General features: G+C 38.7%; 11 protein-coding genes. 7 read left to right on the plus strand and 4 right to left on the minus strand.

What is annotated here, in order from left to right; translation table 11 throughout:
• Nucleotides 1–16 precede the first annotated feature (16 nt).
• Both F7B60_06520 and prpB read right to left on the minus strand, forming a co-directional pair.
• Nucleotides 17–1,954: a hypothetical protein gene (locus tag F7B60_06520; GenBank protein MCE4615163.1), complete on the minus strand. Its 1,938-nt coding sequence runs from the start codon at nt 1,952–1,954 to the stop codon at nt 17–19.
• Between the two features lie 73 nt (nt 1,955–2,027).
• Nucleotides 2,028–2,933: a methylisocitrate lyase gene (gene prpB / locus F7B60_06525; GenBank protein MCE4615164.1), complete on the minus strand. Its 906-nt coding sequence runs from the start codon at nt 2,931–2,933 to the stop codon at nt 2,028–2,030.
• A 246-nt stretch (nt 2,934–3,179) separates the two neighbouring features.
• Here prpB and F7B60_06530 point away from each other — a divergent pair, with 246 nt between their 5' ends.
• The 3 genes from F7B60_06530 to F7B60_06540 all read left to right on the plus strand — a co-directional run bounded on the left by F7B60_06530 (nt 3,180) and on the right by F7B60_06540 (nt 5,259).
• The gene (locus tag F7B60_06530) at nt 3,180–3,989 is read left to right on the plus strand and encodes a hypothetical protein (protein MCE4615165.1); all 810 of its coding nucleotides are present in this window, start codon (nt 3,180–3,182) and stop codon (nt 3,987–3,989) included.
• Nucleotides 3,990–4,075: 86 nt separating this feature from the next.
• Entirely contained in the window at nt 4,076–4,549 is a 474-nt protein-coding gene (locus F7B60_06535; protein MCE4615166.1) for a DUF447 family protein, read from the plus strand.
• Entirely contained in the window at nt 4,543–5,259 is a 717-nt protein-coding gene (locus tag F7B60_06540; protein ID MCE4615167.1) for a DUF115 domain-containing protein, read from the plus strand. The genes F7B60_06535 and F7B60_06540 overlap by 7 nt, the downstream gene beginning before the upstream one ends.
• Here F7B60_06540 and F7B60_06545 read toward each other — a convergent pair.
• The gene (locus tag F7B60_06545) at nt 5,249–6,436 is read right to left on the minus strand and encodes a GldG family protein (protein ID MCE4615168.1); all 1,188 of its coding nucleotides are present in this window, start codon (nt 6,434–6,436) and stop codon (nt 5,249–5,251) included. The genes F7B60_06540 and F7B60_06545 overlap by 11 nt on opposite strands.
• A 145-nt stretch (nt 6,437–6,581) precedes the next feature.
• On the opposite strand from F7B60_06545, the gene F7B60_06550 reads away from it, so the two are divergent.
• From F7B60_06550 to F7B60_06565, 4 genes are read left to right on the plus strand one after another with little or no spacing between them, the layout of a single operon-like run.
• Nucleotides 6,582–8,411 (plus strand): ABC transporter substrate-binding protein, encoded by a 1,830-nt coding sequence (locus F7B60_06550; GenBank protein ID MCE4615169.1) that lies wholly within the window; start codon nt 6,582–6,584, stop codon nt 8,409–8,411.
• Nucleotides 8,412–8,448: 37 nt separating this feature from the next.
• Nucleotides 8,449–9,267, plus strand: coding sequence for a CBS domain-containing protein (locus F7B60_06555; protein ID MCE4615170.1), 819 nt, complete (start codon nt 8,449–8,451; stop codon nt 9,265–9,267).
• Nucleotides 9,268–9,310: 43 nt separating this feature from the next.
• Complete coding sequence (locus F7B60_06560) at nt 9,311–10,249, plus strand: CBS domain-containing protein (protein ID MCE4615171.1); 939 nt, start codon at nt 9,311–9,313, stop codon at nt 10,247–10,249.
• A gap of 5 nt (nt 10,250–10,254) precedes the next feature.
• Entirely contained in the window at nt 10,255–11,106 is an 852-nt protein-coding gene (locus tag F7B60_06565) for a CBS domain-containing protein (protein MCE4615172.1), read from the plus strand.
• A gap of 11 nt (nt 11,107–11,117) precedes the next feature.
• Here F7B60_06565 and ftsY read toward each other — a convergent pair whose 3' ends face one another.
• Entirely contained in the window at nt 11,118–12,047 is a 930-nt protein-coding gene (gene ftsY, locus F7B60_06570; GenBank protein MCE4615173.1) for a signal recognition particle-docking protein FtsY, read from the minus strand.
• Nucleotides 12,048–12,244 lie beyond the last annotated feature (197 nt).

Below are 12,244 nucleotides of genomic sequence, written 5' to 3' on the forward strand. Positions count from 1 at the left end.
AATGACGCTGAAGATATTAGGGAGTCGTTTGCGATAGTGTTGTAAAAGGCATTGCAACAGTACCGTTTGCAGGTATTTTTGCAACGATATAATTGTCTCCGATAATAACTCCATTAACTCCTTGCGGTACTATTTCACTAGGCTTTACTAGGTATACCATCGAATAAGGGTAGCCTCTTATAACGATGTATCCCCTGTAATTCGAGTTGAAACATAGCTTTGCTTCCTCGATACTACCGTTGATGGCTTTATACTGAACTAATCTTAGAGACTTAGTGTCTGAGAGGTTAAGGTATCGGACTGGTAGGATTACAATATTGTCTCCACCGGATAGAGCTTGGGGGTAATTGAGGAGGAGATTACCTATAATTGGCATGTAATTGTATACAGCTAACGCCTCATTTTCCGTTGAGTGAGTATAAAGCTTCTGAAGGAAAATAGTGGAAATTGAACAAGTGCATATAGAATTGTTATTGGAGAAAGCTTTGGTGAATAACAGTTTTGAAACGGTATCCTTAACTATCTCTAAAACAGGAGAATCATTTGACACATACGGGATTACAAAGTAATTAAGATACCGGGAGTATCCATTATATGCTAGACCAATGACTCCTAAAAATGGGCCGTGGGTTACTGTGAAATGATAATTATTCTTGTATGAGTAGAACAATATTAATGGTTTGTTTAACTCATTGCTGTATACTAAACTTCCATTTCCTTTTAACCTGAAACCTCTTGTAATAAGCGATATGTAACTAGGATATATGTGCATAGAATAATACTGGAAGACGTTTCGAACATTAGCGTAAATGGGGGTTGTTCCGTTTAACTGCAATGCAAACTCGGTATCTAATGGCGGAGGCACTATTACAATGGAGGGATATAGTTTTATGGTTGTATTAATTTCGATTGATCCTATTTTAACACCTGTTCCAAGTGATAGGACTGTATTCGAGGAATACGGGATAATCCTATTATAGTTAGCATTTCTAGCCTTCAGAAGAAATAGTAGCTGATGTATACCTATACGTTTTATAGTTACATTAAAGGTTGAACCCATTGAGAAGTAATTTCCACTAGATATGGTATCGTATAATTCCCCATTAACATATAAGTAAAGCCTAGATATTAGTGAAGAGTAATGGATGTGATAGGTGACTGTCGCGTTTTCATCGTCTAAAACCACCGAACCTAGTATAGGAATTAAGTCGATTTCCTTTACATCTTCTAAGTACTTGCTCGAATTAAAATCGTATACGTAGTTCTTTTTATAACTAGTTTCAAAGCCAGCTTTAGTTACATTTATAATTAAAGTTTCATTATTGAATCCGTGGAAATTGCTTGTTATAAAAGTAGAATTCCTTTTTATGTATGCTACATCGAATCTTAAGCTATTTATTTTACTTAAATCAACTTGAAGGTAATTATCCAGAGAATAATCAGCATATTTTCTTAGCACGATACTATTGATAGCTGGATATACGACATATTGAAATACCTTTGATAAATAACCATCTCCTATACCTACTTGCAGATCCCTCTTTAAAGGGATACAAGATTGGTATAGCTCGTTACTTAATATGGGAATAGGCTTTTTCGGGACTATGATGACGTGCGAATCATCAGTTATCAATGCAGTGACATCGCTTTCATTTAATAGAATGTTACTTTTCGGGTTTATCTGAAAATCTGTTTTCTTATAGGAGGAGTTGGAGTAAATTATATATCTAATTCTAATTATTCTGTCTTCATTATTGTAGACTAATACGGTTCCATTAGACAGTCTGATCGTCTCTAGGTTCGTGGGAATATTACTGCGAACCTCTTCTTCTATCACACCTGTGGAGTAGTTAGTATATTTTTGTAATACAACTATAGAGTTGACTAATATAATTATTAGTAAAAGAGCACTTATTAGATTGGATAATCCCTTTTTATGGAGTGACTTACTCATTTGATGCCCCATATGTATTAAGGGGCACTAGCTAGAGAAGGTTGTTTAAAGTATGAAATATTAATAATGAAAGTTAGGAGATCTCCTTGGAAAGTTTGTAAATGGTGTTATCCTCTTTTTCATATTCATAATAACCTATGAGTTCATAGAATTCTTGCCTAGTCATCATTCTATCCAGTATGTTTCTCTGGGTTCCTTCCGATTTTATTACTCTCAGAGCATCTCTCATAGCTCCTAAGGATATTCTGAGTAGAGTTACCGGGAATAAGACTAGTTTGTATCCCCATTTGCTGAAGTCTTCAACAGTGAAATATGGAGTTTTCCCGAACTCTGTCATGTTCGCTAAGAGTGGTATATTGATTTTCTTTGAAAACTCTCTGAATTCTTCTTCATTTGTTAGTGCTTCAGGGAAAATTATGTCAGCTCCTGCCTGCTCGTAAAGCTTGGCTCTTCTTAAGGCTTCGTCTAGGCCTTCAACACCTCTAGCATCAGTCCTCGCAATGATAAGCATTTTATCTTTGGCAATCCTTTTTGCAGCAATTATTTTCCTGGTCATTTCTTCGGCTGGAGCTAGTTTCTTGCCCTTTAAATGACCGCATTTCTTCGGAAGGACTTGGTCTTCTATTTGAATGGCTGCTGCTCCAGCGCCGATTAAATCTCTCACCGTTCTTTGAACGTTAATGGTTTCACCAAAGCCTGTGTCCGTATCAACGATCAAAGGTAGATTAGTTATCCTTGTTATGTACCGGGTTGACTTGACTAATTCGGTGAGTGTTATAAGCCCTAAATCGGGCATCGCTAGACTACCTGTTAAGGCTGCACCACTCAGGTATATTGCATCAAAACCCATCGATTCCACTAGCAAAGCACTGGCAGGGTTGAATACACCTATTACAGGGGTTGTTTTCTTTCTCTGCATTAGTTCCTTGAGCATTCCAGCTGGATTCTCTTGGGGTTTATCCCGGAAAAGGAAAGCCATCGCCTTACACCGATTGATACTTAATGTAAAAACAGAAATATAACCTTATTAAATATGCTCCAGCCATGCTTTATTACTTGGTGATATAAATGGGAGGTAGACAGAAAACTACACTGTTCATGGATTCAACGAGGAAAGAAGTTGAAGAAGAAGCTAGGAAGAAAGCTGCGATGGTAGGAACCCAAGAGAAAAAGAAGCGGAAGAAAGGGAGACGCTAACCAAAGAACCTACTAGGTTCCTATAAATATGCCAGTAAAGAATATTTTAAAGAACAATCCGTTTTCAGATATAATAATCATACCATCTTCTATACTCTCTGTTGAACCTACACTGGAATTAAAGACTCTGACTGTATCAAGAATTGCAAGGATTCTAGGAATCTTCCAAGCTGACGGTGTTATAATATATTGTGACGAGAGGAAAAATGGAAACTTCAAAACTTTCTGTAGTGTTCTTAAATATTTACTAATGCCACCGTACCTTAAGAAGTATGTTAAGAAAAGTGAAACTCTTAGAAAGGTAGGAATAGCGTATCCTCTCAACTTAGCCATACATAATGTAACAACAAATCTAAAACTAGACCCTATAAGACTTGGGTTGGTAGTTGAATCAAGCGATAGGCGAGTCGAGGTAGATATAGGGTTAGATAAGCCTATTGGTATAAAGACAAACTCAAGATATCGCTTAAATTCTTTAATCCTAGTAAACGTTAATGAAGGAAGAATCATAAATGAAGAGAAGTATTATACTGGTTTCACCATACATTGTGTAAATAGAATACAGGACTTGCACAAAATTATCCTTAACATTAAGCCAGATGGTATATTTGGAACAAGTGTTAAAGGAACCCCCCTAGAGAGGTGCTCGAAGTGTTGGATCGCAAAGAAACGAGCCTTTGTATTCGGAGGACCAAGTAAAGGAATCAAGTCCATCTACAAAGGTATAGAATACGATGAAGTACTAAACACGCTAAAAGACCAGGGAACTACAACGATCAGAACAGAAGAAGCCATATGTATAACTCTTTCAAAGCTGGTTAAGGTGATATCAAACTGAAAAAGGAAAAAGCATACAAATGCTATGATACGTATATAGAAACAATTGCAGTCTTATGTAATTCCAACTACTTTATGCCATTAGGCGTGAAATGCACAGACAACTATATATATGCTAGAATATTCAACGACTCTAGACTCTATTCAAAAATAAACGATGGAATTAGAATATTCATCTATCCCGTTTTAGATGCAAGAATATTCTATCAGTCCCTGAAAGGAGAACTAAAAACAATATACACCGCAGATTCGCAGTGCTATATTATCCCTGATATCCATACCTATGTGGAAGGGATCATTAAAAGAGTAACACACTCTAAAAATTACAAGAGGATAGAAGTCAAACCGTTAAACAAGTCTAGTGCTTTAGAGTTATTAGATAAAGGATACTCGAGAGCTGATGGCTGTCTCATAGAATTAATGGTATATTACACTAAACTGCAGGCAGATGTTATAGAGAAAAATGACTACTGTAAAATCTATTACGTCTGCTCGGAATCAGTAAAAAGATCCACTTCGAGAGAATATTATCTGAAGATACTAGATGAATTGAGATGCTAAACAAACATTCAAATAATTACTTCAAGGATTTTTATCTCACGACCGGTTATAAACTGCTGAATCTCGACCCTTCTAGGGATAGAATTGCCGTACAATATATTTATTCGTTAATCAACTGTAGAAAAGTCAACGAAATATGGCTTAACTTAAGAGAAATGGCTTCCTATAGGAAAACAGCTGTCATAATAGGCCCTGAATTGAGTCAGCTTCAAAAGCTCCAGTCAACATTATCAGAAAATAATGTTCTCATAGGAGTGGACGGAGCTTCATATACATTCTTCCTTAAAACGGGAACCCTACCGGATATAGTAGTCTCTGACCTTGATGGCCCTCTTAGGCTGTACTATCTTATCCAGGAAATGAATAAATATATAGCTATACATCCTCACGGTGATAATATTTACCGTATTACAACCCTGAATTCGCTACTACAGTATAGTAGATTGATCGTAACCTCCCAGACAGAAGATTACGAGTGTATACGCAATATCGGTGGATTCACAGATGGCGATAGAGCGGTTTTACTTGCCGTAGAAATGGGGTTTGAAAGTATAATTATCTGCTGTTTCTCTAGGGAACCTGTTTTCTTTCACAAGGAAATAATCTATTCTCGAGATAGTAAAACGAAGAAAATTAAGGTGGAAATCCTTTATGGATTACTGGAAAAAATAAAGGAATTGTATGGGGATAGGGTTAAATTCATTTCTTGAGTATATATGCAGCTGCTACTATAGCTATAAACACTATAATAGCTGCACCTATAACTGCACCGGTATTTGATTTCTCGGCGGTAAGTGTTGTCTGTGAAACTTGTGTTGTAGTTGACGTAGCTGTGTGAGTTATGGTATTGGTGACTGTTTGTGTAGTTGTTTTTGTCTGGGTAACTGACTGAGTTACTGTATGAGTCACAGTTACAGTCGCTGCTACGGGAGGCGTGTATGTCTGGACGAAATTATAGGCCCACTTGAATACATTATAGATGAACTTAGGCCCATCTAAGGTCACACCATAATATGATGGAGCGAATGTTGGTTCATAGTCTCCATATGGTGATTCGCCGCTAACTATAACTAGCGAAGCTTTATGGCTAGACGTTGGTAGTACTTCAGCTGCAATGAACGTGTAGTTGGCGTTTGAACAGCCAGTTACTGCTTCAGCAGTTGCACCTGTACCAGGAGCTAATCCGGCAGCGAATATCTGGTTTATAGCAAGTGGAGGTGGTGGATTGTTATCAGCTATATAGGCAGTAGGATAATATCTAGCTATTCTTATCACATTATCTGGTGGTGTTGAGCAGGCAAGTAGATCTACTGTACCATTATCGTAGGCGTAGACAACGTTGTCCGGCCCGTGGGCTAGTATAGGATTTGTTATACCCTCAGCTACTGCTGAGGCTTCCTTGTCAGGGTATACCTGAGCTAGAACCCTATAGAATTTCTGTGCATCATGTGTGTTGTCGTATATTGCACTTTCATCTACTCTTAGGTGTGATCCAACATACTCAGCTACAGCATTGACTGCAGCTTGTGTAACGTTTCCACTTCCATAATCAGAGTCTCCTGCTAACCATAATACCTTACCGCCCGTGTTGAGCCAGTTAACTAGGGCATCCATTTCATCTGGATTCAGATAGGATGTTGGTTGTCCTACTACAATAATATTAAACTGATTTAAATCCACCTGGTCGAATGACTCATTTATTAGTATGATCTTTGCATAGTCAAGCGTCTTTGATATGTTAGTCACATACTTTGCGTTTTCACCATGCGCCATGTCAAATCCTATCACTATTGTTGAAGTCTCAGCGTTTGCTGGATGCGGTACCAGTGCTAACATGGATACTCCTATTACCAGGATTAAGAGAATTGTTACTGTTTTCATATTCATTTATATTACACCCCATAATAGGTATTTCTAGGTAATCCTTGGAAATAGTTGTTACTTATAAATAATTACTATCTAATAAGAGGAAAATATTTTGTTACCAACCATTACACTATATATTCCCTGAAAATGCCTCGAGGGATGGAGGATGAATAAAATTCTAAGATTAGCTTCCATAATCCTAATAGTAGGTCTAGTATTCTCGATAGCAGCACCTATTACCGTAATTAATACCAAAGCATCCGATAATACGTGGCCTTGGGGAAATGCACAAGAGCCTTATCCTTGGCTTGACTACCTAGTACAGTTATGGAAACAGAGCGGTGATACAGGCCCTGTCAAACTGCTTATTATAACCAGGCATGACATAGCTATACAGCAAAAGACAAAGGAACTATTCCTTAACAGTCCGGTTGCGAAAAAATTAAACATAGTAGGGCTAAACTTCGTACAAGTAGGACCGACATTATTTGAGTACTATATGAGTAAAGCACCTATTGACGTAGCTTGGGGTGGCGGTCCTACACTCTTCGATTATCTATACAACGACGGTTACTTGGCTCCGATTAGCCCTGATAATAATAAAGCAGCATATGCCGCTCTCTACGAAGCCAGCAAGTTCCCTGATACCATACATGGAATACCATTAAAGAGATTCGGTTCGGACGGTAAGATATATTGGATTGCTGCTGCTTTAAGTAGTTTCGGCTTCACAGTCAACCATGACAAGCTGAAGGAATGGAATCTACCTACACCTAGTACATGGGTAGACCTATCGAACCCTATATTCGCCACTACACCACAGTTAAGCGTAGGAGGGGCTGATCCAACAAAATCCACGAGCAACACAAGGATATACGAGATAATGCTCCAGGTGTATGGATGGGATTTAGGGTGGATGATTCTGACAGGATTTGCAGGTAACTCTAAGATTTACGATGCAAGTGATGCTGTAAGAGAAGGAGTAATCCAAGGAGAGATTGCAGTAGGTGTGACAATAGACTTCTACGGCTATATTGCTATGCAGATAAACCCGCATACCGAGTATATAATGCCGCAAAAACAAACGGCTATCAATGGAGATCCGATTGCCTTATCTAAGAAAACAAGGCACCCTATTCAAGCTCTAGCGTTCATAGCATGGGTACTTAGCGAGTATGGTGGACAGCAGGTTTGGCTTGACAAAGACATAAACAGGCTTCCTATAAATCCAGCAGTATTCAAAGTTGCCCCACCTGATTTGAAGAGACCTGACCTCCAACAGAGTTACGAGAATGCTTTAGGGAATATAGGCTTCATTTTCAACGATACAAGAGCAGCTAGCTGGGAGTTCGTTATGCAACAGTACTTCTCAGCTGCTCTAGTAGGGAATGCCCACCAGGATCTTCAGACTACATGGAGCGAAATAGCAAATGCATGGATCAACCATAAGATAAGTGATGAATGGATGGCATATTACTCGTGGAAACTGTTGAGCCCGCTATCTTTCAAGGATCCTGCTACTGGTAAGAATGTAACATTCTCAGAGAAATATGCTGCAAGCATGAACAATAAGATGCGTAGTGATGCAACATTACTCAACCAGCTGAAACTTGAATGGGAGAATGCTATGATAAATAGAGCGGACAGCTTGCTTAAACAGTTCGAGTCTACAGATCATAGCAAACCGGCACCGCAAGTTCCATGTATAGCATACCAACTCGTTAACATGTGGAAGAAGTTCCTGAACGAGACGCCTATGAATCTGCCAGCAGATTGTCAGACCACATCAACACAGTCATCAAGTACGACACAAACCACCACAACGAGTACGACAACTACAACACCGCCCGTACAAACAAGTACAACTACTCAGACGTCAACGTCTTCTTCAACTTCAACTGCTCCGAAGAAGAGTAACGCTGCCCTCCTATGGACTACAGTAATCATAATAATCATAATAATCATAGCTGCAGCATGGTGGGCTATGAAGAAGTAGTTTTATTAGAAACTAACTACCTATTATTTTTTGGTGAATGCTTCTGCACACCTTATCCCTTTCTCTTAAAGAGATAAAGGATTCATATTTCCTTGAACTCAAACCGGACTACCCGTTAACCAAAGCTAGAAGGGAGTTCCGGAAATATGCACCTAGAATAGCTCTTGTGACAGATGAACGTCAGTTACTTAGCGGAATAATCTATAGAGCTACAATAATCACCTTGACCTCCACCAAATCAAACCTATACGTAAGGAGTTTGATGGAGAGACCAAAGATTTTAGTTGAAAGTTTGGATAATGCCCCGACTACACTAAAACTAATGGTCGACGAGGATGAATGGACTGTTCCCTTGATTAACAAAGATGGGAATCCCACAGGCACCATAAGCCTTGAGGCCTTCATTAGATGGATCTACGGAAATAGGCTCTTGAAGGAAAAATTATCCAAAAATAAAGTTTCAGAAGTCATGTCATCAACCAACTTGATATATGTCACTCAAGATAACGCGATTTCACATACGATAAGGAAGTTAGTTAAAGAAAAATTTGCGGGACTCCCCGTTGTCGATTCTAAATTAAAATGTATAGGCATCCTTACTCAATATGATATCCTGCGGAAACGTTCATCTGGAATAGTACTTGACTCAGAATCTGGGCCTGCTAGAAATGTGAAAGTGAAAGAAATAATGTCTACCCCTGCTATCACTGTTAAACCCAGCCAAGATTTATGGAGGCTCATTGAAATAATGGCTTCAACAGGCTTTGGCAGGATACCAGTTACAGAGGAACACAGCAAGTTAGTAGGAATAATTGATAGATCAGATATAACAAGATTTATTCTGGAAGACACATAATCCATTCATTAATAGATCCAAGCTTATAACGAGGTGATAACTCATGACTCATCATATTCCGCCTCCGATTAGGCGTAGAGTAGAAGGTTACAGATGGGTTAGAAGCGATGGGCAACCTAACTGGAACCAACACATCGTGGAGAAGCTGGGGGAGGCTCTTCTGATAGCTTCTAAACCTCCTATAACAATATTGAAAGACTCTAATGTCCTTGAAGCAATAGGGGAAATAGCGTCAAATAACGTTAGAGGATTACCTGTAGTTGAGTCTAACGGTAGACTCTATGGTGTACTAACTAGTAGTGATCTGATCAACTACCTAGGAGGCGGAAGTCTCTTTGATATAGTTAGCAAAAAGTTCAAGTTCAATATATACGAGTCGCTGGAAAAGGTGAACATTGAAGCACTAGTTTACAAATCACCTATCTTCATAGAGGATACTGCAAAGATCGATGAAGCCCTTAAAATCATGGTTGAACATGGAGTCGGATTCCTACCTGTTACAGATCAGGAAAACAATGTAAACGGTGTTCTAACAGAGCACGATTTAGTAAAGCATCTTGCCGGTAAAACTACCGGGAGGACGGTTGCCGAAGTTATGAGTAAAACGGTAGTAGGTATAAATAAAGAAGAAACTCTCTGGAAAACAATGAAGCTTATCGTTAAGTACGGATTCAGAAGGCTGTTAGTGTTTGACAGAGATAAATTAGCTGGATTTATTACAGCCAAGGGAATAATTTCCTTCTTCGGGTCTCATAAAGCATTCGATTACGTCAAAACGGGAGATATAAGAGACGTATTAAATATCCCTATAGCTGAAATCTATACTCCATATTACAGTGCTGCCCATCCCAACGAAGACATCGGAGAAGTTGCAGAAAGAATGATAAAAACAGGGCTAAGCGGATTGCCTGTCATAGAGCAGGAATCTATTGTTGGCGTAATCACTGAACGCGATGTCTTATATGGCCTGCTAGCCAGGTGAATTTCATGCCGAAAATTCACCTATACGATAGGATAGCGAGGTTTTATCGCAGAGATGTCCTTACAGTCCCTATGAAAACAAGCTTCACAAAAGCTTTAGACCTTATAGAAAGAACTCAATTGAAAACAATATATGTTCTAGATGAGGGTAAACTGGAAGGATTCGTACACACAGACCTAGTAGGAAATAAGTTTATGGACAAGAAACTCTACCAAAAACCTCTTACCAAAGTAAGAATTGAAGATTTAATGGAGCCTTATGGAGATAACGATGAAAGAATAGTTCGAACTCGGCAAACGTTAAAGACTGCAGCCAGTCAGATCGTCAATAACCTGTACCTAGACGAACTTCCTGTAGTAGATTACCAAGGGAAACTAATCGGTAGGATAACTTTATGGGATCTTTTAATAGCCATACAATCGAAAGTTGATGCAAGCTTAAAGGTTAGATCCATCGCCTCGTCGAACGTTATCACGTGCAATAAGGATCATAGCATTTACTATGTTGCTGCTAATATCCGTGCTAGTAATCATAACGCTATAATTGTAACTGACGATAATAATAAACCAGTGGGTATTGCTTACAGACATAGTCTTGCCAGAGAGATTTTGGTGACTCCTTGTAAGAAAGGTGTTAAATGTAGAAACATGATGATCTTCAGCAACACGGCATTTTTCATTACAGCACAAGAAGTAATGTCTAGGAACTTCATAGAAGTACACGAAAACGAGGATTTGAAACGGATTATTGGGTGGATGGTTCAGACAAGATCGGAGATATACCCTGTAGTAGATGATGATGGTAGGCTTATCAAAATAGTTTCAGCAAGGGATATTATTAGTAAACTTCTCGAGTAAATTTTTTGTTACTAAGAGAATATCTTCTCAACTAGGTCTGCTGGAACGAATAGTTCTAAATTATCATATTCCTGACCGGTTCCTACAAATATTACTGGTTTGCCTGACATTGTTATGACAGAAACTGCTGTTCCACCTTTTACATCTGCATCCATTTTCGTTAATATTATACCGTTAATAGAGACGGCTTCGTCGAAAAATCTAACTTGATCCAATGCATCATTACCTGTAAGGGAATCGATAACTAATACCTTGTAGTCAGGCCTAGTAATCCTCGTCACTTTTTTCAATTCATCCATTAAGTCTTGATCAACGTGAAGTCTCCCAGCCGTATCGATAAGGACAACACAATATCCTCTAGCTTCAGCATATTTTATAGCATCATACCCTACAGAGGCTGGGTCAGCCCCGTACTTACCTCCTATAAAAGGTAATCCTAGTTTTTCCGAATGAAGCTTCAACTGTTCCTGAGCTCCAGCCCTAAATGTATCTGTAGCTGCTATGACAGGTGTTATTCCTTTTTTCTTTAAGAGATAGGCTATTTTTGCTATAGTAGTTGTTTTACCGACTCCATTCACACCCAGAAACATTATCTTAGTTAGCTGCTTCCGTTTACATCTCATATCTATTTCATCTAGAAGATCTATTTGTTCTGGTTTTGACAAAACTTTTAGTACGGCTTCTCTAAAAGTTTCTTCAACAAGTCTCTTCACGTTTGTCCCTCTCTTGACTTTAACTCCTAAAAGTCCCCTCTTAACATTCTCAACTATTTCTACAGCTACATCGTATGCTATATCGCTTCCAGCAAGTTCAAGTATGAGTTCTTCTTCCATTCCTTCAAAATCCTCTTCTGATAATTCCTTATATGTTATCTTCTTTGCAACCTTCTCGCTGACCGTCTCAACCCCTTTTTTAAGGGCAGATCTCAGCTTCCCAAACAACTACACCACCTCTCTAAGTAAATAATAGGGTCATTGCTGGAGAGACATTGAAGGTGGTTCTATTTGGTATATATTGAAGTAGTGTACTCTATTTTTGGCTTTTCTCAGGTTCAGACTGAGCCGGTGTGTTCTGAGCTTGCTGTAGCATGCCCGATAGGTTAGATTGAAGCCTGTTTCTCTCCGAGACAAGTTCACTA

Source organism: Candidatus Tiamatella incendiivivens, from assembly GCA_015522635.1.
In the GTDB taxonomy this organism is placed as follows: Archaea; Thermoproteota; Thermoprotei_A; order Sulfolobales; family Acidilobaceae; genus Tiamatella; species Tiamatella incendiivivens.

Excerpts from the sequence above, each read along its gene's own strand:
- F7B60_06565 (MCE4615172.1), top strand. The coding sequence starts at position 10,255 with ATGCCGAAAATTCACCTATACGATAGGATAGCGAGGTTTTATCGCAGA.
- prpB (MCE4615164.1), bottom strand. The coding sequence starts at position 2,933 with ATGGCTTTCCTTTTCCGGGATAAACCCCAAGAGAATCCAGCTGGAATG.
- F7B60_06560 (MCE4615171.1), top strand. The coding sequence starts at position 9,311 with ATGACTCATCATATTCCGCCTCCGATTAGGCGTAGAGTAGAAGGTTAC.
- F7B60_06520 (MCE4615163.1), bottom strand. The coding sequence starts at position 1,954 with ATGAGTAAGTCACTCCATAAAAAGGGATTATCCAATCTAATAAGTGCT.
- F7B60_06545 (MCE4615168.1), bottom strand. The coding sequence starts at position 6,436 with ATGAATATGAAAACAGTAACAATTCTCTTAATCCTGGTAATAGGAGTA.
- F7B60_06530 (MCE4615165.1), top strand. The coding sequence starts at position 3,180 with ATGCCAGTAAAGAATATTTTAAAGAACAATCCGTTTTCAGATATAATA.
- F7B60_06555 (MCE4615170.1), top strand. The coding sequence starts at position 8,449 with ATGCTTCTGCACACCTTATCCCTTTCTCTTAAAGAGATAAAGGATTCA.
- F7B60_06550 (MCE4615169.1), top strand. The coding sequence starts at position 6,582 with ATGAATAAAATTCTAAGATTAGCTTCCATAATCCTAATAGTAGGTCTA.
- F7B60_06540 (MCE4615167.1), top strand. The coding sequence starts at position 4,543 with ATGCTAAACAAACATTCAAATAATTACTTCAAGGATTTTTATCTCACG.